The organism is Nocardia sp. NBC_01503 (assembly GCF_036327755.1).
Lineage (GTDB): Bacteria > Actinomycetota > Actinomycetes > Mycobacteriales > Mycobacteriaceae > Nocardia.
Genome location: NZ_CP109596.1, coordinates 2,689,605 through 2,713,848, shown reverse-complemented (window position 1 = coordinate 2,713,848; position 24,244 = coordinate 2,689,605). Strand labels below are relative to the sequence as shown.

The 24,244-nt window shown below is 66.5% G+C and carries 23 protein-coding genes; 17 read left to right on the top strand and 6 right to left on the bottom strand.

Going from position 1 to position 24,244, the window contains the following annotated elements; all coding sequences use genetic code 11:
* Positions 1–320: 320 nt before the first annotated feature.
* A complete protein-coding gene (locus OHB26_RS12200) occupies positions 321–1,322 on the top strand; it encodes an o-succinylbenzoate synthase (RefSeq protein WP_330184282.1) in 1,002 nt (333 codons plus the stop codon).
* Here the strand turns inward: OHB26_RS12200 and OHB26_RS12195 are convergent.
* The 3 genes from OHB26_RS12195 to OHB26_RS12185 all read right to left on the bottom strand — a co-directional run bounded on the left by OHB26_RS12195 (position 1,308) and on the right by OHB26_RS12185 (position 3,681).
* On the bottom strand, positions 1,308–2,150 hold the full coding sequence (locus tag OHB26_RS12195) for a DUF6745 domain-containing protein (RefSeq protein ID WP_330184281.1): 843 nt from the start codon (positions 2,148–2,150) through the stop codon (positions 1,308–1,310). The two genes, OHB26_RS12200 and OHB26_RS12195, sit on opposite strands and share 15 nt — an antisense overlap.
* A gap of 153 nt (positions 2,151–2,303) precedes the next feature.
* Positions 2,304–2,819 (bottom strand): TIGR04338 family metallohydrolase, encoded by a 516-nt coding sequence (locus tag OHB26_RS12190; RefSeq protein WP_330184280.1) that lies wholly within the window; start codon positions 2,817–2,819, stop codon positions 2,304–2,306.
* A 34-nt stretch (positions 2,820–2,853) separates the two neighbouring features.
* On the bottom strand, positions 2,854–3,681 hold the full coding sequence (locus OHB26_RS12185) for a DUF2786 domain-containing protein (RefSeq protein WP_330184279.1): 828 nt from the start codon (positions 3,679–3,681) through the stop codon (positions 2,854–2,856).
* Positions 3,682–3,992: 311 nt separating this feature from the next.
* Here OHB26_RS12185 and OHB26_RS12180 point away from each other — a divergent pair, with 311 nt between their 5' ends.
* From OHB26_RS12180 to OHB26_RS12155, 6 genes are all read left to right on the top strand, one after another.
* Positions 3,993–5,294 (top strand): ABC transporter substrate-binding protein, encoded by a 1,302-nt coding sequence (locus OHB26_RS12180; RefSeq protein WP_330184278.1) that lies wholly within the window; start codon positions 3,993–3,995, stop codon positions 5,292–5,294.
* Positions 5,295–5,418: 124 nt separating this feature from the next.
* A complete protein-coding gene (locus OHB26_RS12175) occupies positions 5,419–6,375 on the top strand; it encodes a carbohydrate ABC transporter permease (protein WP_330185608.1) in 957 nt (318 codons plus the stop codon).
* The gene (locus OHB26_RS12170) at positions 6,375–7,274 is read left to right on the top strand and encodes a carbohydrate ABC transporter permease (RefSeq protein ID WP_442942921.1); all 900 of its coding nucleotides are present in this window, start codon (positions 6,375–6,377) and stop codon (positions 7,272–7,274) included. Before OHB26_RS12175 ends, OHB26_RS12170 begins: the two co-directional genes overlap by 1 nt.
* Positions 7,275–7,360: 86 nt before the next feature.
* Positions 7,361–9,559, top strand: coding sequence for a transglycosylase domain-containing protein (locus tag OHB26_RS12165; protein ID WP_330184277.1), 2,199 nt, complete (start codon positions 7,361–7,363; stop codon positions 9,557–9,559).
* Between the two features lie 176 nt (positions 9,560–9,735).
* On the top strand, positions 9,736–10,191 hold the full coding sequence (locus OHB26_RS12160; RefSeq protein WP_330184276.1) for a GyrI-like domain-containing protein: 456 nt from the start codon (positions 9,736–9,738) through the stop codon (positions 10,189–10,191).
* 4 nt (positions 10,192–10,195) lie between these two features.
* The gene (locus OHB26_RS12155; protein ID WP_330184275.1) at positions 10,196–10,621 is read left to right on the top strand and encodes a GyrI-like domain-containing protein; all 426 of its coding nucleotides are present in this window, start codon (positions 10,196–10,198) and stop codon (positions 10,619–10,621) included.
* Positions 10,622–10,750: 129 nt separating this feature from the next.
* Here OHB26_RS12155 and OHB26_RS12150 read toward each other — a convergent pair whose 3' ends face one another.
* Together OHB26_RS12150 and OHB26_RS12145 are read right to left on the bottom strand one after the other, a co-directional pair.
* A complete protein-coding gene (locus OHB26_RS12150; RefSeq protein WP_330184274.1) occupies positions 10,751–11,836 on the bottom strand; it encodes an inositol-3-phosphate synthase in 1,086 nt (361 codons plus the stop codon).
* Entirely contained in the window at positions 11,829–12,386 is a 558-nt protein-coding gene (locus tag OHB26_RS12145) for a PadR family transcriptional regulator (protein ID WP_067574917.1), read from the bottom strand. The genes OHB26_RS12150 and OHB26_RS12145 overlap by 8 nt, the downstream gene beginning before the upstream one ends.
* 163 nt (positions 12,387–12,549) lie before the next feature.
* On the opposite strand from OHB26_RS12145, the gene OHB26_RS12140 reads away from it, so the two are divergent.
* The 3 genes from OHB26_RS12140 (at position 12,550) to OHB26_RS12130 (ending at position 17,560) form a co-directional block, all read left to right on the top strand.
* A complete protein-coding gene (locus tag OHB26_RS12140; RefSeq protein ID WP_330184273.1) occupies positions 12,550–12,963 on the top strand; it encodes a DUF5318 domain-containing protein in 414 nt (137 codons plus the stop codon).
* Between the two features lie 307 nt (positions 12,964–13,270).
* Positions 13,271–15,889: a transglycosylase domain-containing protein gene (locus tag OHB26_RS12135; RefSeq protein ID WP_442943007.1), complete on the top strand. Its 2,619-nt coding sequence runs from the start codon at positions 13,271–13,273 to the stop codon at positions 15,887–15,889.
* A 93-nt stretch (positions 15,890–15,982) separates the two neighbouring features.
* Positions 15,983–17,560 (top strand): glycosyltransferase family 87 protein, encoded by a 1,578-nt coding sequence (locus OHB26_RS12130; protein WP_330185605.1) that lies wholly within the window; start codon positions 15,983–15,985, stop codon positions 17,558–17,560.
* On the opposite strand, the gene OHB26_RS12125 is transcribed toward OHB26_RS12130, so the two are convergent.
* Entirely contained in the window at positions 17,557–18,780 is a 1,224-nt protein-coding gene (locus OHB26_RS12125; RefSeq protein ID WP_330184272.1) for a TerD family protein, read from the bottom strand. The genes OHB26_RS12130 and OHB26_RS12125 overlap by 4 nt on opposite strands.
* 111 nt (positions 18,781–18,891) lie before the next feature.
* On the opposite strand from OHB26_RS12125, the gene OHB26_RS12120 reads away from it, so the two are divergent.
* The 7 genes from OHB26_RS12120 to dhaM all read left to right on the top strand — a co-directional run bounded on the left by OHB26_RS12120 (position 18,892) and on the right by dhaM (position 24,175).
* Entirely contained in the window at positions 18,892–19,515 is a 624-nt protein-coding gene (locus OHB26_RS12120; RefSeq protein ID WP_330184271.1) for an AIM24 family protein, read from the top strand.
* 9 nt (positions 19,516–19,524) lie between these two features.
* Positions 19,525–20,229 (top strand): AIM24 family protein, encoded by a 705-nt coding sequence (locus OHB26_RS12115; RefSeq protein WP_330184270.1) that lies wholly within the window; start codon positions 19,525–19,527, stop codon positions 20,227–20,229.
* Between the two features lie 7 nt (positions 20,230–20,236).
* Positions 20,237–20,998, top strand: coding sequence for an AIM24 family protein (locus OHB26_RS12110; RefSeq protein WP_330184269.1), 762 nt, complete (start codon positions 20,237–20,239; stop codon positions 20,996–20,998).
* A gap of 80 nt (positions 20,999–21,078) precedes the next feature.
* Positions 21,079–21,813: a hypothetical protein gene (locus tag OHB26_RS12105; protein ID WP_330184268.1), complete on the top strand. Its 735-nt coding sequence runs from the start codon at positions 21,079–21,081 to the stop codon at positions 21,811–21,813.
* Positions 21,814–21,852: 39 nt separating this feature from the next.
* Positions 21,853–22,854 carry a dihydroxyacetone kinase subunit DhaK gene (dhaK, locus tag OHB26_RS12100; RefSeq protein WP_330184267.1) on the top strand — a complete coding sequence of 334 codons (1,002 nt, stop codon included), beginning with the start codon at positions 21,853–21,855 and terminating at the stop codon, positions 22,852–22,854.
* The gene (gene dhaL, locus OHB26_RS12095) at positions 22,854–23,468 is read left to right on the top strand and encodes a dihydroxyacetone kinase subunit DhaL (RefSeq protein ID WP_330184266.1); all 615 of its coding nucleotides are present in this window, start codon (positions 22,854–22,856) and stop codon (positions 23,466–23,468) included. Before dhaK ends, dhaL begins: the two co-directional genes overlap by 1 nt.
* Entirely contained in the window at positions 23,465–24,175 is a 711-nt protein-coding gene (gene dhaM / locus OHB26_RS12090; protein WP_330184265.1) for a dihydroxyacetone kinase phosphoryl donor subunit DhaM, read from the top strand. The genes dhaL and dhaM overlap by 4 nt, the downstream gene beginning before the upstream one ends.
* Positions 24,176–24,244 lie beyond the last annotated feature (69 nt).

Genomic DNA, 24,244 nt, shown 5'->3' with positions numbered 1-24,244 from the left:
AGACAGATAACGACACCACTCGGGGCCTTCGTAGCGGGCTCAGGCGGTTACCTTGGGCCCCAGCCGGGTTCGGCAGCTGGCCACGATTTTTCGGAGTGGGAACCTCGCCTGCCGTACCCCGCCTTCGCTCCCCCCTTTGGGAGCCGCACCCTCACGCCCCAGCCTGGCTGGACGGCCGTGGTCCCGATCTCGAACAAAGACACAACCCCCAAAGACCAAACCCTGAAGCTGTCACACCCCGTGTCCAACCCGCACACCCCTTATATGGGGTGTGATACCACTAGCCGGGGTGTGATAGCCCCTCAGTAGGCTCGGCGGGGATGAGCGATCATGCCTCTCGGGCCTTCAGCGCGGCAGCGGACTTCGATGCCGCGATTGTTTATGCCATTCCCATGCGCAACCGGTTTCGGGGCATCACCGTGCGCGAGGGCATGTTGATTCCCGGTCCGCGCGGGTGGGGAGAGTTCTGCGCGTTCGCCGAGTACGACGATCGGGAGGCGGCGAGCTGGCTGGCCACCGCCGTCGAGCAGGCGACGGTGGGGTGGCCGGAACCGGTGCGGAACCGGATACCGGTGAATTGCATTGTCCCGGCGGTCGGTCCCGACCGGGCGCGGGAAATCGTGGCGGCGTCCGGATGCCGGACCGCCAAGGTGAAGGTGGCCGACCATCCGGACTCGCTCGCCGAGGATCTGGCTCGCGTGGCAGCGACCCGCGAGGCACTCGGCCCCACGGGCGCGGTGCGCATCGATGCCAATGCCGTCTGGGATGTGGAGACGGCGGTCGAACGGATCAAGCTGATCGACCGGGCCGCAGGGGGATTGGAGTACGTCGAGCAGCCGTGCCGGACCATCGAGGAGCTCGCCGCGGTGCGGCGGCGGGTCGATGTGCGGATCGCCGCCGACGAATCCATTCGGCGGGCCGAGGATCCGATGCGGGTCGCCGTCGCCGGCGCGGCGGATGTGGCGGTGCTGAAATGCACTCCGCTGGGCGGGGTTCGGCGGGCGCTACAGGTGGCCGAGGCGGCGGGACTGCCGTGCATCGTGTCCTCCGCACTGGAGACCAGCGTCGGCCTGTCGGCGCAGATCGCCTTGGCCGCAACACTTCCCGAGCTGGACTTCGCGTGCGGATTGGACACCCTGTCGCTGTTCACCGGCGATCTGGTCACCGAATCACTGCGACCGGTGGACGGATATCTCACCGTCCCGGCCACGCCGCCGATCCCGGACCCGGAACTGCTGGAGCGCTACCGCCACCCCGATCCGGAGCGGGTCACGTGGTGGCGGCAGCGCTTGGAGCGGGTCGCGGCGCTACTTCCGCACTGATTTGCGGGCGGCGGCCCTATCGGTGCTCTGCGCGAATACCTGTGCCCCATCGGAGAACTCGGCTGCCGGTCCGTCAGGGCAATGCAATCGCACCTCCCCGTGGCCGGCGGGCGGCACCGGCACCGTGCGCAGCACGGTCGGCCGTTCGGACATGACACAGCGGCGCTGTCCGGGCCACCACCAGCCCGAACCGCGCGCCAGCCGCACCCATTGCTCCAATTGGTATGCGTCATCCGGCCGGTACTCGGCGAATCCCGCTGTCCGGCACAGTTCGTGGAAGGCGACGGTCCAGGTGTCGTACTGCTCGTATCCGAGGGCCTCCGGACGGCGGTCGTCCGAGCCCAGGAATTCGGCCCGCATCGGGTGATACAGACTGTCGCGCAATGATTTCTGCAATGGCCGGTGCACCATGAAATCGACTATCCGCCGCACGGTCGCACCTGCCGCGAGCAATTCGAGCGGCGTCTTGGCCGCCCAGTCGTCATCGGTTATTTTCGATCGCGAATTCCAGGATTCGGACTCGTACCCGGTCAATGCGGTCAATCGCGTCCGCATACTGTATTTCGCACCGGAAATACGCTGCGAGAAAGGCCAATTCCGGAAGGGGACATTGGTCGGCGGGTAGACGAAACCCGGTGGACCGTGCGGGTCGTCTCGGAGCATCGCCACCGCGGCCGCGGGTGACGGCACCCAGACGAATTCCGGCGCTGATGCTCCTGCCAGGCCATACAGCGCGGTGACGGCGTGCTCGGCGGCGTCTCGATCCGCGGGTTCGGTGGACAGGCCCACCCGTAACCAGTCATCGCGTAATCGGCATGCGTATTCCACGCGCTCGAGTTGTTCTTGCAGAGAATTCCCGCTGGCTCGCTGCCGACGCGGGGAGGCGACCGGGGTCACCGCTTCGAGGCGGTGGCCGCCTTTCCGTTGAAGGAGATCATGGAATCGATAATGGCATCGAAATCCGATCCTCGCAAGCTCATTTCAGGAGATGCGTACGCCACAGGAGTACATGGTGGTGCGCAGCAATAGCGCGGCCTCCGGGCCGATGACGCCGTCGACGAGTTCGATATAGCGGCCGCAGAATTCGGGGCCGTGCGGCGCGGTGCCGGAGCGATCGGGATCGAGATGGTGCGCCAGCTCGTGCAGGATCACCAATTCGCGCAGCGCCCAGGCTTTTCCATGCACGTGCAGGGGTACCGCGAGGACCGCGTCATCGGCCTCGTAGTGCGCCGCCTTCGCCCCGGATCGGGCCCGCACGATCACGGGCACGAGAGCCTGTTTCCACTGGGCGGCAACCCAATTCAGCGCCAGCACACGATCCGCATAGCTCTGCACCGATTCGACCGAAGCGAATTTCCGTTCCACCGGCAGGGTCACCTGCGAGCCGAGCACCTCCACCGTGCGCGACCCGAACTCGTCGGCGCGCTCGAAAACGCCGCGCACCAGCATTTCCGCGTCGTACACCTGACTGCGCTGCGAATCACGGGGCCCGGACATCAGCCCGCGCGCCCGACCGCGTCGAACCCGGGCATCAGCCCTCACCTCGGGGCAATTGCCCACGGGCGCCGCCCAATTCCGGTGCGGTGCCCAGTCGCGCGGCCCGCCCGGCCCGATCCCCGGCGCGACGGGCGGCGGCGGAGTAGCCCGCCGACGCCTGCGGCCCGCGCCAGGTCCCGCGCGCCTCGGAGGTGCTGGAGTAGAAGTTCGTCAACTCCAGCTCCTTGTTGCGCAGCGCGAGAGCCGTTCCGGTGGAGACGGTTTCGGTGCGCACCGCCTCGGCCTCGACCTCGGTCTTGACCTCGGCGAGGCGACGGCCGATGCGCGCGGCGAAGGCCATCTGGAAATTCAGCCGGGCGGTGACGGCCGCGACAGGGGCCTGGACACGTCGTTGCACGGTTCGACCCCAACGGGTTTCGGCGACCAGCTTCTCGGTGGTGGCGCTCTTGTACGCCCCGGATTTGATGTACTGATCCGACGCCCGCACCATCTGCACCAGCAGACTGCCGTACAGCGCCGCACAGGTGTCGATATCGGAGTCGAAACCGTAGGCGTAGACCGTGGTCGAGGAGCGCGCCACATCGCAGCGCACATCATTGGCGGCCGCGATCGCCACGAAGAGCTGCACGTAGGTGCGCAATCCCTTCTTACCCGGCTCACCGATCGGAATCACCCGCTGAATCGGCGTGGGCCGCCGTTCGCGACTGGCGATATGCGCCCGCGCCACCGTCAGATCCACCGAGGAACGAGTGGCGAGCTTCTGCGCCGCCGCGAGGAACGCCTCGGCCTCATGCTCGTTGTCGGTCGACTCGGCCTGTCGCAGCAGCCCGCCGATACGCGTCAGTAATTTGTCAGTGCTCAATTTGCCCTCCGCTTCGCTCCGGGCGAGTTCGCGGCCCTGGGAGTCTCACTTCTTCCCTCCCTCCGCTCCTCCGCTGCGCTCCCCCACTCCACTCAGTCCAGAAGCGAGACGGCCGCGAACGAACCGTGCTCCATCTGCCGACCGATTCGCTCCGGGCGGGTTCCACTTCTTCCCTCCCGTCGCACGGTTCGGAAGCGAGACGGGCCACGAACGATGAGGTAGCTCCGACCAAAGTTAACGCAACCATGTATCTTCCCTTGTGCAACCGGCTGAGTGTGCCGCCGCTCACGTCTCGATCTGGAGTACTCGCGATGGTTTTGAAGAAGGTGTCGTCCCTACGATCGTCGCTCGTCCCGCGCGCCGCGGTGGCTGTCACCTCGGCGGCGTTGCTGACCGCGACATTCGCCGCGGGTTGCTCCAGCGATTCGGGGAGCAACGCCACCTCGCAGAATCTCACCGGACGCGGGCCGATCACCTACGTCGAGGGCAAGGACACCACCGAGACCGGTGCGGTCAAGCAGCTCGTCGAGCGTTGGAACGCCGCGCACCCGGATGAGAAGGTGACGTTCAAGGAGCAGTCCAACGACGCCTCCCAGCAGTACGACGACCTGAAGCAGCATCTGCAGGCCAAGTCCGCCGACTACGACGTGGTCGCGCTCGACGTGCCGTGGACCGCGGAGTTCGCCGCGAAGGGCTGGATCCAGCCGCTCAAGGACTCGTACGCCATCGACACCTCCACGCTGTTGTCGCCGCCGGTCGAATCGGCCCGCTACAACGGCACGCTGTACGCGGTGCCGCGAAACACCAACGGCGGCCTGCTGTTCTACCGCAAGGACCTGGCCCCCGAGCCGCCCAAGACCTGGTCGGAAATGCTGGGTATGTGCCCGAAGGCCAAGGAGGCCGGAATCGGCTGCTACGCCGGCCAGTTCGCGCCCTACGAGGGTCTGACCGTGAACGCCGCCGAGGTCATCAACGCCTTCGGTGGCAGCTTCGTCGGCGCGGACGGCAAGTCCCCCACCGTGAACAGCGCCCAGGCCCGTCAGGGTCTGCAGACCCTGGTCGACGCGTACAAGAACGGCGATATCCCGAAGGAAGCCATCTCCTTCAAGGAGCCGGAGTCGCAGAACGCCTTCGTCACCGGCAAGCTCATGTTCATGCGCGGCTGGCCGTCGTCCTTCGGTGACGCGGGCTCGGACGCCTCCGCGGTCAAGGACAAGTTCGGTGTCGCCCCGCTGCCCGGTAAGGACGGCGTCGGCGCCTCCACGCTCGGCGGCTACAACGCGGCCATCAGCTCGTACTCCAAGAACAAGGCCACCGCACTGGACTTCCTGCGCTTCCTGATCAGCGAGGACGCCCAGCACATCGTCGCCCAGGGCGCGCTGCCGTCCGTACGCGCCTCGGTGTACGACGATCCGGCCCTGATCGCCAAGATGCCGTACCTGCCCGCGCTGAAGGAGTCCATCGCCTCCGCCGTGCCGCGTCCGGTCACCCCGTTCTACCCGGCGGTGTCGAAGGCCATCCAGGACAACGCATATGCTGCGCTGACCGGTACCAAGTCCGTCGACGACGCCATTGTCGGAATGCAGAAGGGCATCGAGACCGCCGGTTCGTAGTCCGACGAGTCCGTCCCGTAGGAGAAGAGAAACGGTGTCACGTCCTTCGGGAGCGACCGATGTCGCGACGCCCGACCTGACCAAGTCGCCCCTGAACTCCGAACAGCCGCAACCGGTCTCCCGTATGGGCCGGTTGCGCACGGAGTTCGCCGAATCCAGGCGTGCCTGGTTGTTCGTCACCCCGGTGCTGCTCGCACTGGCCGTGGTGGTCGGCTATCCGGTGGTCCGCGCGTTGTGGATGTCCTTCCAGAAGGACGCCGGAATCGACAAGGCCACCGGCATGTTCGTCGAGGGCGGCGGCGCCGGCATCGACAATTACAAGCACTGGCTGCTGCAGCAGTGCACCGATTCACTCGGCGCGACGGTCGACTGCCCCACCGGCAATCTCGGCTCGCAGTTCTGGATGGCCATCGGCGTCACCCTGCTGTTCACGGTGGTGACCGTGACGCTGGAGGCCACCATCGGACTCGGTATGGCCGTCATCATGGGCAAGACCTTCAAGGGTCGCGCGCTGCTGCGCGCCGCGGTACTGATTCCGTGGGCCATCCCCACCGCGGTCACCGCGCGCCTGTGGGAGTTCATGTTCCAGTACGACGGTGTGGTGAACCGGGTCTTCGGCACCCACATCCTGTGGACCGCCGACGCCTGGCCCGCCCGCTTCGCGGTCATCATCGCCGACGTGTGGAAGACCACCCCGTTCATGGCGCTGCTGATTCTGGCTGGGCTGCAGGTCATTCCGGAGGATGTGTACGAGGCCGCCCGCGTCGACGGCGCCTCCGCCTGGCAGCGCTTCACCCAGATCACGCTGCCGCTGCTCAAGCCCGCACTGCTGGTGGCGGTGCTGTTCCGCACCATGGACGCGCTGCGCATGTACGACCTGCCCGCCATCCTGACCCAGTCCAATCCGAGCACCCGCACCATCTCCATGCTGGTGGTCGATCAGGTGCGCCAAGGCGCCAACAGCGCCTCGGCACTGTCGATCATCACCTTCTTCCTCATCTTCACGGTGGCGTTCCTGCTGGTGAAGGTGTTGGGCGCGAACGCGGTTCGCACCCAGGAAGAGCAGCGGGAGGCGCACTGATGAGCATCGAAATGAGCAAGGCATCCGCCACCGTCACGAAAGAGCGGGTGGCACAGCCGGTTCCGTGGACCAAACGGCTGGCCTCGGGCCGCGTCTACCTGGGCGCGCTGATCGTGCTGGTGTGGGGCCTGGGCCCCTTCTACTGGATGGTCGTGACCGCCCTGCGCGATCCGGCCTACACCTTCGACAACACGCCGTGGCCGACGCACGTCACCCTCGACAACTTCCGCGACGCCTTCGACACCAGCCGCGGCAATGATTTCGGGCGCGCGCTGCTCAACAGCGTGATCATCGGCACGGCCACCACCGCGGTAGCGCTGGTCCTCGGAGTCATGGCCGCATATGCCCTGGCGCGCTTGACCTTCCGCGGCAAGTACGTGGTCTCCGGACTCATTCTGAGCGCGTCCATGTTCCCGGTCGTGGTGCTGGTGACCCCGCTGTTCCAGCTCTTCACCGATCTGGGCTGGATCGGGCACTACCAGGCCATGATCATTCCGAACATCTCGTTCGTGCTGCCCATGACCGTGTACATCCTGGCGTCGTTCTTCACCGAATTGCCCTGGGAGCTCGAAGAAGCCGCGCGCATCGACGGCGCGTCCCGGTTCCAGGCGTTCCGGCTGATCATGCTGCCGCTGGCCGCGCCCGCCGTATTCACCACGGCCATCCTGGCTTTCATCGCCGCGGTGAACGAGTACCTGCTGGCACGACTGCTGTCGAGCGACAAGACCGAACCGGTCACCGTCGCGGTGGCGCGATTCTCCGGGAACAATCCGCTCGTGCAGCCGTACGCCGCCATCATGGCGGCGGGCACCATTGTCACGATTCCGCTGGTGATCATGGTGCTGCTGTTCCAGCGCCGCATCATCTCGGGTCTGACGGCGGGCGGCGTGAAGTCCTGATCCTGACGGTTGCGTCGATTAGCATGGGTCGCGCCGCGCCTGCGGCGCTTTGACGTACACAAGCTTTTTCGACGCTCCGGAAGGAGATGATCGTGAGCTCGTCCCGCAAACGGCGTCGAACCGACCCGGCGCCGTACGCCACCATGGCAGGGTGGAACGAGCTCCCGACCACTCCACTGCGTAAGCAGTCCGCGCCCGGCACACCCCGCCGCCGTGCGAAACCCGCGGCGCGACCCGGTTCCTCGACCCGCCCGCCACGCTCGCGCGGGCAGCGCATCCGCAGGGTGATCACCGCACTGGTCGTCATCTTCCTGGTGCTCCCGGCCATGCTGCTCGGACTCGCCTATTGGAGCGCGGAGATTCCCGATCCCTCCGCGGTGCAGACCAATCAGATCGCCACCATCCTCAGCTCCGACGGCAGTACCGTCATCGCGAAGGTCGTTCCGCCGGAGGGCAATCGAATTCCGGTGCCGCTCAGCGATGTTCCCGAACCGGTGCGCCTGGCCGTGCTCTCGGCCGAGGACCGCAACTTCTACACCAATCCCGGCTACTCGACCTCGGCGTTCCTGCGCGCCGCGCGCGACAATCTGATGGGCAAGGAGGATGCGGGCGGTGGCTCCACCATTACCCAGCAGTATGTGAAGAACGCCTTCCTCACCTCCGAACGGACCCTGAGCCGCAAGATGCGCGAGCTCATCATCGCCGCCAAGATGTCCCGGCAGTGGAGTAAGGACGACATTCTCGCGGCCTACCTCAACACCATCTATTACGGTCGCGGCGCGTACGGCATCTCCGCCGCCGCCAAGGCGTACTTCGCCAAACCCGCGCCGGAGCTGACCCTGGCCGAGGGCGCGGTACTGGCCTCGGTCATCCGCACCCCGTCGATCCTGGATCCGGAGACGCATCTGCCGCAGCTGAAGGCACGCTGGGCGTATGTGCTGGACGGCATGGTCGAGATGGGCAAGTTGAATCGTACCGATCGCGCCGCCATCCAATTTCCCGATATCGTCCCCGCCACCGCGGTCGACGACAGCATTCCGCGCGGACCCGAGGGCCTGATCCGCGCCCAGGTGCTGCGCGAACTCCGCTCCTCCGGTATCAGCGAACAGGAGCTGAATACCGGTGCGCTGCAGATCTTCACGACCATCGACGCGCGCGCCCAGCAGGCCGCGCTCGGTGCGGTCGGCAATGTGATGGGCGGGCAACCCGGTGAACTGCGCACCGCGGTGGTCTCCATCGATCCGCGCTCGGGTGCGGTGCGCGCCTACTACGGCGGGCCGGACGGTATCGGCTTCGACTTCGCCCAGGCGCCCCTGCAAACCGGCTCGGCCTTCAAGACCTTCGCGGTGCTGGCCGCGCTGCAACAGGGAATTCCGCTCTCCTACAAGCTGGAGAGTGCTCCGCTCACCGTCAACGGCGAGAAGATCCATAACGTCGGCGGTGAGTCCTGCGGCACCTGTTCACTCGGCGAGGCGTTCAAACGCTCGCTCAACACCAGCTTCTACCGGCTCACCCAGGCGCTGTTCGAAGGCCCGAAAGCCATTGCGAACGCGGCCCATCAGGCCGGCATCCCGGAGCAGATCCCGGGCGTCGCGGGTAAATCGCTGACCGAGGAGGACGGGCCGCCGCTGCCGTCCATCGTGCTCGGCGCGTATTCGGTTCGGCCGATGGATATGGCGTCGGCGTACGCGACACTCGCGGCCTCGGGGGCATATCACGCGCCCTACTTCGTGCAGAAGGTGGTGACCGGCGACGGGCGGGTGCTGCTGGATCGCGGAGCCGATCCGCAGCAGAGCGAACAGCGCATCCAGAGCACCATCGCCGATACCGTGTCGCAGGCCATGCTGCCGATCGCCGGGTACTCGAACAATCACAATCTCGCCGGGCGGCCGTCCGCGGCCAAGACCGGCACCACCCAACTCGGTGACACCGGGCAGAACAAGGACGCCTGGATGGTCGGCTTCACCCCGTCGCTCTCCACCGCCGTATGGGTGGGAACCGAACAGTCGCAACCGATTCGGACCGCACGCGGATCCGCCATCTACGGCTCCGGAATGCCCGCCGATATCTGGAAGCAGACCATGGACGGCGCGCTGGAGGGCTCGCCGGTGGAGCAGTTCCCGAATCCGGGCGATCTGCCCGGTGCGGCTCCCGGCAATGGGAACTACGACATTCTCAACCCGGGTCCGGGCGCACAGCAGGAGCCGGTGGTGATCATCCCGCCCGCCCCGGAGCCACGCCAGGTGGAGATCTTCCCCGGCCTGAGCATCCCGGTACCGGGCTGATGCGCACTCGGCGGCGGCATTGTTGATCATGAATCCCGACTACCGGACCCATCCGCCCCCGGCCGCGGATATTGTGGAAACGGCCACCGGTGCCATCGACTCCGGACGTCGGTGGCAGGATGCGGGTTGGGAGCAGGGTGGGGTCGGAGACAGCACGAGACTTAGGGGCGACGCCGGTGGATTTCAATGTAGTTGAACGCCCGGAGACGCTGGTGGCCGGAACGGTGCTACGCAGCCCGGCACTCGCGGTCGAAGGACCGCGCCGTGCGAAGGTCGAGGAGGCCTGGAAACAGAACCTCGCCCGCAGCCTGCCCGGACCACCCGCGACCGCGTATGTCGATCACGCACCCGAGATCGGCTCCTATCTGACCCATATCGTCGGCTACCGCTGCGAAACCCTGGACGACCTGCTGCCCGGCGATGTGCTGGCGCGGATCCCGGCGGGCACCTTCGCGCAATTCACCCGCAGCGGCGACAATCTGGGCGACACCATCGCCTCCATCTGGCGCACGGTGTGGGATCTGGAGGCCTCGGGCACGCTGACCCGCGCGTATACCGGGGATTTCGAACGGTATCCGGACTCCCGGACCGTGGAGGTTTTCGTCGCGCTGCATCCCGGCGCGGAGGGGTAGGGCTGTGGATTTCGAAATCATCACCCTCGATGCGTTCCTCGTCGGCGGGCTGACCATCCCGCTGGCGGGGCGCGAGGTCACCGCACGCGACCTGGATCTGGTCAATTTCACCTGGGACCGGTATCTCGCCCGGGAGAAGAAGGTGGAGCGCGTCGCCGCCTATATCGGCCAGAACGATCACGCGGTGGCCGTGCTCGGCTACGAACTCCCCGATCTGGGCCAGCTCGACACCGGCGATGTGGTCACTCGCGTCCCCACCGGCCGCTACGCCAAATTCGTGGTCTCCGACAAGCCCTACGATCTGCTGCGCACCGCATGGGCCAAGGTCGCCAAGGCCGAGAACGCCGGCACCATCACCCGCTCGCACACCGCCGAGATCGAGCGCTACACCGGACCGACCTCGGTCGAGGTGTACGTCTCGCTCGACTAACCACCGAAAAGCCAAGGGCTGCCCCGCGATTGGATCGCGGGGCGGCCCTCGTTCGTGAATGGCGAAGCCCCGACCGGAATTCCGGTCGGGGCCTTCCTCAGCTCTTACCGAGTTGCCTCGGCGACAGGCTTATTCAGCGCCGATGATGAACGCTTCCAGCTGCTCGCGGGCGACATCGTCGGCCAGCTGCTTCGGCGGGGACTTCATCAGGTAGGCCGAGGCCGGAATGACCGGTCCGCCGATCTTGCGATCGAGGGCGATCTTGGCGGCGCGCACGGCGTCGATGATGATGCCCGCGGAGTTCGGGGAGTCCCACACCTCGAGCTTGTACTCCAGGTTCAGCGGGACGTCACCGAAGGCGCGGCCCTCGAGACGCACGTACGCCCACTTGCGGTCGTCCAGCCAGCCGACGTGGTCGGACGGGCCGATGTGCACATTGCCCTCGCCCAGATCCTTCTTCAGGTTGCTGGTGACGGCCTGGGTCTTGGAGATCTTCTTGGACTCGAGGCGCTCCCGCTCGAGCATGTTCTTGAAGTCCATATTGCCGCCGACGTTCAGCTGCATGGTGCGATCCAGCTGCACACCGCGGTCCTCGAACAGCTTGGCCATCACGCGGTGCGTAATGGTCGCGCCGACCTGGGACTTGATGTCGTCGCCGACGATGGGCAGGCCCGCGTCGACGAACTTCTGCGCCCACACCGGATCCGAGGCGATGAAGACCGGCAGCGCGTTGACGAAGGCCACACCCGCGTCGATGGCGCACTGCGCGTAGAACTTGTCGGCCTCTTCGGAACCGACCGGAAGGTAGGAGACGAGAACGTCGACCTTGGCATCCTTCAGCGCCTTGACGACGTCGACCGGCTCGGCGTCCGAGAGCTCGATGGTCTCGGCGTAGTACTTGCCGATGCCGTCGAGGGTCGGTCCGCGCAGCACGGTGACATCACTCGGCGGCACGTCGGAGATCTTGATGGTGTTGTTCTCGCTGGCGAAGATGGCGTCGGAGAGATCGAAGCCGACCTTCTTGGCGTCGACGTCGAACGCGGCGACGAACTTCACATCGCGCACGTGGTAGGGGCCGAACTTGACGTGCATAAGACCCGGCACGGTCGAGTTCTCGTCGGCGTCCTTGTAGTACTGCACACCCTGGACCAGGGAAGACGCACAGTTACCCACACCTACGATGGCCACCCGTACTTCGGTGTTGATGTCACTCATGGCCGCTATTTCCCTCTTTCTGTGGTGCCGCCTTCGTCGATTGCTCCGCAGCAATCAACTCGTTGAGCCAGCGCACTTCGCGCTCGCTTGATTCGAGACCGAGTTGATGGAGCTGGCGGGTGTAGCGATCCAGTTGCCCGCTGGCTCGTTTGATCGCCTCCCGCAGTCCTTCTCGGCGCTCCTCGACCTGCCTCCGCCGCCCCTCCAGAATTCGCATCCGCGCCTCCGCGGGGGTGCGACTGAAGAAGGCCAGATGAACGCCGAAGCCGTCGTCGGTGTAGTTCTGCGGTCCCGTATCGGCCAGGAGTTCGGCGAAGCGCTCCCGGCCGGTGTCAGTCAGCTGGTACACGCGCCGCGCACGGCGTGTGGTCAACCCCGGTGGAATCTCTTCCGCGATAAGGCCATCGGACTGCATGCGCCGCAGGGTCGGATACAACGACCCGTAGGAGAAGGCCCGGAACGGGCCGAGCAGTCCGGTCAACCGCTTGCGCAGTTCATAGCCGTGCATCGGAGATTCGAGGAGCAGCCCGAGGATTGCCAGTTCGAGCATCGGGCCTCACCCCCTCCTGACTGTTATTTGCAGATCTAACCGATGGATGCAGTTCCAAACTATATCGCGCCGATATATTTCGCGCGCATGTACCGCCTGACGGAACCCTGAGAGTCCATCTGGGGCGTGCGGCCGGTGTGCCACCGCAAGTACTCTGGGTCGCGTGCGAATACAGCGGCAGGTAGTGGACTATGCGCTTCGGCGCCGGTCGCTGCTGGCCGACGTCTACGCGGGCCGCGTGGATGTCTCGTCGGTGTGCGATGCGAATCCGTACCTGTTGCGTGCGGCGAAATTCCATGGGCGCGGGAGCGAGGTCACATGCCCCATCTGCCGGAAAGAGCAGCTGACTCTCGTATCGTGGGTCTACGGTGACGGGCTGGGACCGGTGGCGGGATCCGCCCGCACCCCGGAGGAACTGATCCGGCTGGCCGAGACGCGCGAGGAGTTCTCGGTCCACGTGGTCGAGGTGTGCCGGACCTGCAGTTGGAATCACCTGGTGCAGTCCTATGTGGCAGGCCAGGCTCCGGCCCCGACCGGGCGCCGCCGAACCGGCACCCGCCGCCGCGCGGCCGAGTGAGAGGCCGCGCCGACTGCTGATTCGCGAGTACACCCGTGCCCGCGGCGGCTGATTGCCGCATGAGCTCCGCCACGCAGGCCAGGACCGTAAGCATCGAGAGTTATTGGAGAGCCAGGCTGTGACATCGCCCTATGACGACGGACCGCACGGCGGCCGCCCCCAGCGTGGCGGTTCGCAACCCGGCCCCGGCGGCTACCCGCCGCCGCGACCGCAGGGTCCGCCGCCGGGAGCGCGCCAGCCCGGTCCGAATCAGCCGGGCCGTCCGGCACAGGGCGGGCTGCCGCCGCGCGGACCCCAGGGTCAGCCCATGCGCGCGCCCGTACCGCCGCCGGGTCAGCCGCCGCGCCGTCCGGGTCCGCCGCCGCAGGGTGGCCGCCCCGCGCCGGATGCGACGCGCAAGCTGCCCGCGCCCGATGCCACCCAGAAGATGAATACCGGTGGCCGGCAGGCCGTTCCAGCGCATCTGCAGCGGGCCGCGACCTCCGATCGCGCCGAACGGGTCTCCGATCGCAATCCGCGGGTGCAGGCTCGCGCCGGTGCGGGAACCGCCGACCGGACCCGCAACGATGAGCGCTCCCGTCCGCCGACGGGTGCGAACGCCGCGGTGAATCGCCGTCCCCAAGGTGGGGCGCCGGGCGGTCCGCCGCCGCGGCGTCCCGGTGGCGAGGGTCCCGGTGGCGGAGGCGGTGGTTCGCGCAGGCCGAAGAAGAAATCGCCATGGAAGATCGTTCGCCGGGTCTGCTACGTGATCATGGCGTTGTTCATCGTCGCGCCCAGCACCATGTTCCTGGTCGCGTACTCGACCGTGGATGTACCCAAAGCCGGTGACATCAAAACCAATCAGGTCGCCACCCTGTTCATGGCGGACGGCACCTCGGTGCTGTCCAAAGTGGTTCCGCCGGAGGGCAACCGGTCCGATGTCACCATCGATCAGATCCCGCCGCACGTGCGCAACGCCGTGATCGCGGCCGAGGATCGCGACTTCTACACCAATCCCGGCTTCTCCATCTCCGGCTTCGCACGCGCCGCGCGTGACAATGTGATGGGAAAGGCCAGTGCCGGTGGTGGTTCCACCATTACCCAGCAGTATGTGAAGAACGCCATGGTCGGTGACGAACGGTCACTCAGCCGTAAGCTGCACGAGCTGGTGATCTCGGCCAAGATGGCGCGGCAGTGGTCCAAGGACGACATTCTCACCGCGTACCTGAACACCATCTACTTCGGTCGTGGCGCGTACGGCATCGACGCGGCATCCAAGGCGTACTTCGGCAAGAAGGTCTCCGAACTGGATGTGGCCGAAGGCGCGGTACTGGCGGCGACGATTCAGCAGCCGTCGAACCTGGACCCGGAGAAGAACCCGAAGGGTGCGCAGACCCGCTGGAATTACGTGCTGGACGGCATGGTCTCGGGTGGCAATCTCTCCCAGTCCGAGCGCGCGAGCATGCAATATCCGGCAGTGATTTCGGGGGCACAGGCGGCAGGTGACAAGGCCATGGATGACGGCCCCGAGGGCCTCATCAAGAACCAGGTACTCCAGGAGCTGGAGGCCGCGGGTATCAGCGAGCACGAGCTGAACACCGAGGGTCTGCAGATCACCACCACCATCGACGCGAAGGCGCAGCAGGCTGTCGTCGATTCGGTGAACAAGACCATGGACGGTGAGCCGGACGTACTTCGCACCGCCGCCGTTTCGGTGGACCCGAAGACCGGTGCGGTGCGCGCCTACTACGGCGGTTCGAACGGCCGGGGCTACGATTTCGCGAATGCCGGTCTGCCGCCGGGCTCGTCGTTCAAGGTCTTCGGTCTGGCGGAGAACCTCGAGATGGGTAAACCGCTCTCGACGTTGTACGACAGCGGCCCGGTCACGGTCAACGGCATCAAGATCACCAACGTCGCCAATGAGACCTGTGGCATGTGCACCATCGCCGAAGCGTTGAAGCGCTCGCTGAACACCAGCTTCTACCGCATGATGCTCGACATGCCGGGCAACGGCCCGCAGAAGATCGCCGACATGGCGCACAAGCTCGGCATTCCGAAGACGATTCCGGGCGTGGGCGAGACGCTCACCGAGCCGGGTGGCGGCGGCCCGAACAACGGAATCGTGCTGGGCCAGTACCAGGTTCGGGCGCTGGATATGGCCTCCGCGTACGCGACACTCGCCGCGTCCGGCATGTATCACGCACCGCATTTCGTACAGAAGGTGGTGACCTCCGACGGCACGGTGCTCATGGAGCGCGGAGACGTCGCGGGCGAGCAGCGGGTGTCCGCGGCCGTCGCGGACAACGTCACCGACGCCATGAAGCCCATTGCCGCGTACTCGCGTCATCACAATCTGGCGGGCGGGCGCGAATCCGCCTCCAAGACCGGCACCAACCAGCTCGGCGACACCGACGAGAACCGCGACGCGTGGATGGTCGGCTTCACTCCGGAGTTGTCTACCGCCGTATGGGTCGGAACCGAGCAGGGCGTCAAACTGCGTAGCGCCAGCGGCGGCATGATCTACGGTTCCGGTCTGCCCGCCGACATCTGGAAGGGCACGATGGACGGTGCGCTCGAGGGTGTGCCCAAGAGCAAATTCCCCAAGCCGAGCAGTATCGGCGGTCAGGCGGGCGTGCCGTCCTGGTCCGCTCCGTACACCGCGCCCTCGACCACGGATTCACCGATTCTGCCGCCCGTGATCACCCAGAGTCAGGTCGAGATCCTGCCCGGTATCACGATCCCGGTGCCAGGTATCGCGCCGAATCCGCAGAACCAGCAGCGGGCGCAACCGCAGCCCTCGACGGATCCGGGCGCGGGTCCGATGTCCGGGCAGCCGGTGGCGCCATCGGATGGTTCACCGCTCACGACCACGCCCAATAGTGGCGGGGGCGGTAATGGAAATGGGACGGACAGTGGCAACGGGAACGGGACTCCACGCAATCGGTAGCCTCGAGGCGTGATCGAGCAGGAAGTGGCACACCGGTCGACCGCCCTCGGCGAGTCGGCCGGTGGCGCACCGGAACCCGGCCCGTCCGCCCCGGTGCGGTACGTCTCCCCCGCACCGCTGGCCGCCGATCTGCGGTCGGTCGACGACCGCGACAAGCCCAGTCGCACCGATACGCTCACCGCGCAGCTGTGTGATCTGATCGGCGGGCCGGTCGGTGATCACGCGCTCATCGGGCGGGTTCGATTCTGGACGCCCATGCGGGTGCTGATGGCGTTCGCGGTGCTCTTCCTGGCGCTCAGCTGGTTCGGTAAGGCGGGCTGTATTCAGCAGGCCCCCGACGGCGGGGGCGGGATCGGGCTGGATTGGAACAACGGCCGCCAGTACGTGGCCATGTGCTATTCGGATACGGTGCCGCTGTACGGCGCGGAGCATCTGAACGAGGGCGCGTTCCCGTACAAGAAGCAGTGGACCGATTTCGGCTCCGACGGTAAGCCCGAGACCCGGTATATGGAGTATCCCGTACTGTCCGGGCTCTATCAGTACGGCGCCATGGGAATCGCCAAGGCGTGGAAGCAGTCTCCGCTGCCCGGCGCGCTGGAGGTGGTCATCTATTTCAATGTGGTGGCCGTCGGATTGGCGCTGGCCTGGCTGGTAACCATCTGGGCCGCAGCGCAATTGGCGGGGCGGCGGGTGTGGGACGCCGCGCTGATGGCACTGTCACCGCTGGTGCTGGTGCACGCTTTCACCAATTTCGACACGCTCGCAACGGCTTTCGCGGCCTGTGGCCTTCTCGCGTGGGCGCGTAAACGGCCGGTGCTGGCGGGGGTGCTGCTGGGCCTGGGCGGGGCGGCGAAACTGTATCCGCTGCTGCTGCTCGGCCCGATCGTGGTGCTGTGCCTGCGCGCCGAACGTCTCGACGAGGACGAATCCCGCTGGGGCGGAGTGCGTCCGCTGCGCGCCGCCGGTGCGACCGTCGCTGGCGCGGCCATCACGTGGCTGGCGGTGAACGCCCCGATCGCGGTGCTCTACGGCCGGGGCTGGCGAGAGTTCTTCCGGCTCAATACCGAACGCCATGCCGACCCGGATTCGGTGTACAACGTCTTCACCTCGTTCACCGGCTGGCGGGGGTTCGACGGCGTCCTGAAATCCACGGACACCCCGGCCCTGTTGAACCTGGTATCGCTGCTGCTGTTCGTCGCCGCCTGTGCGGGTATCGGCTGGATCGGGCTCACCGCGGCGCGGCGACCGCGCCTGGCGCAGTTGGCGTTCCTGGTGGTGGCGGCGTTCCTGCTCACCAATAAGGTGTGGAGTCCGCAGTATTCGCTGTGGCTGGTGCCGCTGGCGGTGCTCGCGCTGCCGCAGCGGCGAATCCTGTTGGCATGGATGACGATCGACGCCCTGGTGTGGGTGCCGCGAATGTACTACTACCTCGGCACCGACAAGAAGGGCATTCCGGAACAGTGGTTCACCGGGACCGTCGCGCTCCGCGATATCACGGTGATCATCCTGTGCGCCTTGGTGATCCGGCAGATCTACTGCCCCGGCGACGATCCGGTGCGCCGCGACGGCGTGGACGATCCGGGCGGCGGCATTCTCGATCGCGCCCCCGACCCGGCGCACCCGTGGCTGCCGCCGCTGCTGCGGCCCCGACCCGCCTTGACGGGGCGTTAGTGCAGGAAGCGCCCCAGCTGGGGTACGGCCTCACCCGGATGTTTGGCCTGGAAGCCCTCACCCAGTGCCTCCAACTTCCAATCCTGGGTATTGCCGGTGCGATACACCTTGGCCATGGCCATACCGGTGAACGGCATTCCGCCCGCCATGGTGTACCGCGCCAGTTCGGCATTGTTGGTGCCGTCGACCAGGCGGCAGAACGCGTTCGCCACCTGTTCGAAGGTGTGCCCCTTGTATGAGGTCACGATGAACAGCAGCGTGGTGACCCGGTTCGAGATGCGGGTCAGGTCGACCACGATCACCTCGTCATCACCCTCGCCCTCACCGGTGAGGTTGTCGCCCTGGTGGCGGATGGAGCCGTCCTTGGCGGCCAGGCTGCCGTAGTAGACGACATCGACCGGGCTGGTGTCGGCGAACATCACCACCGAGGCGTCCAGATCGATATCGGGGGCGCGGTTTCCGAACATGCCGCCGCGCTTGACCGGATCCCAGCCCAGCCCCATCTTCACGTAGGCCAGGGCCGCGCCGCCCTCCTTGCGGAGGTTGATGCGCTGGCCTTTGGCCAGGCTCACCGAATGGTTCTTGGGCAGATCGCGATCCGAGCTCGGATCCGAGACCGGCGCGGGTGCGGCGGCCGGGGCCTGCGGCGGATAGCCCGGTGCGGCAGGCGGATACGCACCGGCGGGCGCGGCCGGTTCGACGGGCTGGGACTGCGCCTGACTCACCTGTACGCCGTGATCGGTCACGAGGGCGGCGAATCCGCCCGCATACCCCTGCCCGACCGCGCGCACCTTCCAACCGCCCTGTCGCCGATACACCTCCAGGGCGATGACGATGGATTCGGTGTCGAGCCCCTCGATCCGGTACTCGTACAACGGATTTCCGCCGAGATCGGAGACTGTGGCGACCGGTGCGGGAATCCGCCCGAAGTTGTTGCCCGCCTCGTCCAGGGTGATGACCGCGCGGATCTGCTGAATCCCTGCGGGCACCGCGCCCAGCGAGATCACCAGGGACGCCGGCTGCCCGGACGAACCGGGCTGCAGATTCACCCCGGGCCCACTGGGCTGGTTGAAGAAGACGAAGTCGGCGTCCGATCGGACCTTGCCGGTCTCGGTAACCAGGAGTGCGGACAGATCCGCGGGCGCGGCGATCTGCACGCCGATCACCACATCGTTCACGGTCAGAGAGCCGTTCTGGCCCTTCACCAATGCTGCGGACAAGGTCGACCCTTCGCTTGTCGGTGCTTTCGCTGCCACTCTACGAGAAATGAACGGCGGCAGCCGCAGACCCGATCGGTTAGGGTGGCGCCACAGTTCTAGTACGGGGAATCGATGGCACAGCTTTTCGAGAAGTCCAAGCGGGTGATCGAGGCGCACCTGTCCGGGACCAGCATCCGGGCGATCGCGGGATCGATGGTCGCCTACGAGGGCAATGTGCAGTTCAAGAGCGCCGGTTTCGGCGGGGGCGACGGTGTGGTCGCGGGTTTGAAGCGCCGCGCCACCGGAGAAGCGCTCTCCCTCATGGAGTGCTCGGGTCAGGGCCGGGTGTTCTTCGCGATCAACGGTCAGAACGTGACCGTGGTGGATCTGAACAACGACACCCTGCAGGTCGAGTCGCAGCAGCTGCTGGCCTTCGCCGGAAATCTGCGCACCAATGTGACTTTCGCGGGTCTGCGCGGTGCGACCACCGGTGCGGGCCTGTTCACCACCACGGTGTCCGGCCAGGGTCAGGTGGCCTTGCTCTCCGCGGGTGGGCCGCTGATTCATCTGGAGGTGTCACCGCAGTATCCACTGGTGGTGGATCCGGATGCCTTCGTAGCGGCGCGCGGCAATCTGCAGCAGTCCTTCGTGACCGATGTGTCGTGGCGCGATGTGATGGGTCAGGGTGGCGGGGAGGCGTTCTCGCTGCGCTGGGACGGGCAGGGCGTGGTGTTGATCCAGCCCGCCGAACGGTAGGGGCGAAAAATGTTCGAGCAGGTCAACGCAAAAGTCGTGAGGGTGAATGTGTCGCGGGCCAGTGGCGTAGTGGCGCGCACCGGGGCGATGCTCTTCTACACCGGCGATGTGTCCTTCGCCCCGCATCAGGTGCCCGGCGCGGGTCAGATGGGCGGTATGGGCGGGCTCGCCGGTATGGCCGGGCGCATGATGGCCGGTGAGCACGAGCGCACCATGCTGGCCCAGGGCAATGGTGAAGTGCATTACGGTTTCGCGGGTTTGGAGACGCACGTGGTGCAGATGCAGCCGGGCGCGGTCCTGCGGGTGGAGGCCTCGCGACTGCTCGCCAATACCGCCGGACTACAGAGTTCGATTGTCTCGGTGCTGAGTTCGGGCGGCGGCCAGGGCGGGCGCGGCGGCGGCCTGATGGGCGCATTGCGGGGCGCGGCGAGCGGAATGCTCACCGGCGCGGGCATGTTCACGACGCAGTTGTCCGGACAGGGCAGTGCCGTACTGCTCGGGCACGGCGGCTTCTTCGAGCTACCGGTCGGCGGGCAGTACCCCGTCGTGGTCGACCCGCAAGCTTTCGTAGCGGCCTACGGGAATGTGCAGACGGAATTGAAATCCGCGCTGAGCTGGCGGGACGCGGTCGGTCGCGGGTCGGGTGAGGCCATGCAACTGCACTGCGCCGGCCAGGGCGTCGTGTACGTGCAAGCCTCCGAACAGAAGCTGTGAGACTGCCATGAGCACCCTCCTCAATCCGATGAATCTTGTTGAAAGCGATAATCTTCCGGGCAACGATTATGCCTACAGCATTGATCTGCGCCAACCGTGGTTCATGCGCCGGGGAGCGATGATCGCGTACTACGGGCAAATGGAGTTCCGGGCACTGACACACGGTCTGCAGGGCGGACTGCTACACATGGTGTCGCAACAGTTTTCAGCTCCATTATTCACCGGCGACTATGTGGTTGCCGAGGGCCACGGGAAATTGATCATCGGTGATCGTGGCTACAACATCAACTCCTATGACCTCGACGAGGGCAATCTCACCATCCGTGCCGCGAATTTGCTGGCATTCGAACCGGGTCTGTCGCTGAATCAGTCGATCGTGCCCGGATTTCTGACGCTCATCGGCACCGGCCGGTTCCTGGCATCGTCCAACGGACCCGTCATCTTCGCCGAACCGCCGCTGCGGGTGGACCCGGAGGCGCTGGTCGGCTGGGCCGACTGCCCGTCCCCCAGCCATCATTACGATCAGCGCTGGGTGTCGAGTTTCCTCGCCGCCGGGGCGGCGCGATTCGGCGTGAACTCCGGTGAGGAACGGCAATTCGACTTCACCGGCAGCGGGACGGTGCTCATCCAGTCCAGTGAGAAGATCCTGGACGATTCACACCTGGTGCGCACCATCGAGGGACAGCTGCAGAGCGGGATGACCCCGAGCGGACTGCAGCGCATCCAGGCCGTTGTCATGCAGCAGCTGGGCGGGCAGCAGACACACTGAGTGCCCACCCTGAACAGGGCACGCCAGAGGTTTGCTGCCATTACTACGCGCCACCGCGCACCCGTGGCAGGATCGGTCGGGTGAGCGACGGTGAGGTAGAACCCGCGGAAGCGCACGAACAGTATTTGCGTGCCTTCCGGCATCCCGCCGTGTCCCGGGCGCAATTGGAGGATCTCCTCGACGCCGTGAACGGCTTTCTGGACACCATTACTCCCGGCGAGGGCGAATATGTCCCGCAGGGCGGCTGGGCCCCGGAGTCCACCGCCATGGCCTTCCAGATCGGGCGTGCGGTGGAGCAGGTGCTCACCGAACGCGAACAAGCCGAACAGGAGTTGGTGCACCGCCGCGATATTCGCGATCGCCTGGTGGTGGCATTGGACGCGGTGCTGGATTGTCTGCGCACGCTGCCCGATCTCGCCGAGACCGAGATCGCGCTCGGCACAACGGCTGTGAACGAGGGCTTCCAGGTCTTCGACGACGGCTCGGTGCGCACCACCGTCTCCCAGGAGATCGGCGCCGATCTGGGTGCGCTGGAGGCGCGCCGGGTCGAGCTCGACGAACAGATGACCGCCGCCGTCTCCGCCCGCACCGGATTGGTCGAGGACACCACCGATCTCGTCCGTGACCGGCTCGGTGTCGCCGATGTCGGTATCCCCTGGGTGATTCTGGAGGCCACCAAGGGCGGCCTCGATGTCTCCGAACCGTTCGAATTCGCCGCCCATCACCTCCCCGACTGTGAATTACGGGACCTGATGGTGCAGTTGGTCACCGATATCGAATTGGCGCGCACACTGGAGGACGACGTAGCGACCTAGTGTCGCGGACCCGAACCGGCCCGGCGAGGAGGCAATTCGGTGAAGAAGCTGATCAATGATCCCGCCGATGTGGTCGATGCCGCACTCGCGGGTATGGCCGCCGCCCACCCGGAATTGCGCGTGGACGCCGAACAGCGGGTGGTACTGCGCGCCGACGCCCCCGTGCCCGGCAAGGTCGGCCTGGTCTCGGGCGGCGGCTCCGGACATGAACCGCTGCACGCCGGATTCGTGGGCCACGGCATGCTCGATGCCGCCTGCGCCGGGGAGATATTCACCTCCCCGGTCCCGGATCAGATACTGGCCGCCACCACCGCCGTCGATGCCGGGGCGGGCGTGCTGCATATCGTGAAGAACTACACCGGCGATGTGATGAACTTCGAGATGGCGGCCGAGCTCGCCGCCGCGGAGACCGGGACCGAGGTCATCTCCGTGGTGGTGAACGACGATGTCGCGGTCAAGGACAGCCTCTATACCGCCGGGCGGCGCGGGGTCGGCGCCACCGTCATTCTGGAGAAGCTGGCCGGAGCCGCCGCAGCAGCCGGGCGTCCGCTCGCCGATGTCGCGGGCATCGCCACCCGGGTGAATGCCGAATCACGCAGTATGGGAATGGCTTTGACCTCCGGAACGGTCCCCGCGGTCGGACATCCGACCTTCGAACTGGGCGCGGACGAGATGGAGATCGGCATCGGCATCCACGGCGAACCGGGCCGCCGCCGGGTACCGCTGGCCCCCGCCCGCGATATCGCCGCCATGCTCGTCGAACCCATTCTCGAGGATCTGCCGTTCACCCGCGGTGATCGCGTGCTGTGCTTGCTCAACGGGATGGGCGGCACACCGCTGATCGAGCTGTACCTCATGTTCGACGAGGTGGCGCGGCTGCTGCGCGGGCACGGCGTGGAGATCGAACGCTCCCTGGTGGGTTCGTACATCACCTCACTCGATATGGCCGGATGTTCGGTGACGCTCACGCGACTGGACGAGGAGCTCATAGCGCTCTGGGACGCTCCGGTCCGCACGCCCGCACTGCGGTGGGGTATCTGATGCGGGTGGATGCGGCGAGCTGGATACGCGAATTCGCGGCGCTGGTCGATGCGCACGCCGAGGAGTTGACCGCACTCGACGCCGCCATCGGCGATGCCGATCACGGCACCAATATGCGGCGGGGGCTGACCGCGGCCGTTGCGGCACTGGATGATTCAACTCCTGCCACCCCGGCCGAGCTGTACAAACAGATGGCCATGGTGCTCATTCGAACCATCGGCGGCGCGAGCGGTCCGCTGTACGGCACCTTCTTCCTGCGTTTCGGCACCGCGATCGACAATGGTTCGGACACAACTGATTTCGCGCGCGCCCTCCGATCCGGTCTGGAGGGTGTCATCGCGCGCGGCAAGGCCGAACCCGGGGACAAGACCATGGTCGACGCGCTCGCCCCCGCCGCCGACGCACTGGACAAACAGGTAGCGGCTGGTGCGTCCGCCACCGAGGCTCTCGATGCCGCCGTGGCCGCCGCCGAATCCGGCCGCGATGCGACGATACCGCTCATCGCACGCAAGGGGCGCGCCTCCTATCTCGGCGAACGCAGTGCGGGACACCAGGATCCGGGTGCCACCAGCGCCGCCCTCCTGCTCCGCGCGGCACGAGCGGCCCTGCGGTGATCGGCCTGGTGGTCGTCTCGCACAGCCGCCCCCTCGCCCGCGCGGCCGTAGCCCTGGCGACCGAACTGCTCCCCACCCAGCCGGTCCGCATCGAAATGGCCGCGGGCGCATACGAAAACGCCCTGGGAACGGATGCCGTGGCCGTGGCCGAGGCCATCACCGCCGCCGACAGCGGTGACGGCGTCCTGGTCCTGATGGACCTGGGCAGCGCCGTACTCTCCGCTGAAACGGCGGTCGAACTCCTGGAATCGCCTGTGCGCGTACACCTCTGCACCGCGCCTTTCGTGGAGGGTTTGATCGCCGCCCTGGCATCGGCGGGCGGCGGCGCCGACCTCGAAACAGTCGCGCGCGAAGCCGAGAACGCCTTGGACGCCAAACGCGCTCAGCTCGGCCAACCCGCCGCCCCGGACGCGCCTGCCCCACCGTCCCCGGCGACCGCGCCCCGCACCGTCGCCGTTCTCGAGGTGACCGACCAGCACGGCCTGCACGCCCGCCCGGCAGCCGAACTCGTTGCCGCACTGCGTGATCTGGATGCCGATATCGAACTCCGCAATGCCACCACCGGCGCGGGACCGGTCTCCGCCGACAGCCTCACCCGAGTACTGACCCTCGGGGTGTCACTCGGCCACCAACTGGAGGTATCCGCGCTCGGCCCCGACGCCCCCGCGGCGATCGATCGCGTACGAGCAGCGATCTCCGGCCCCTGAAGCCCGATCCGGCGGCTCGACACGCAGTGACGTATCCCGCCTTTCGTCATCCGGAGGCGAGGAGCAGGA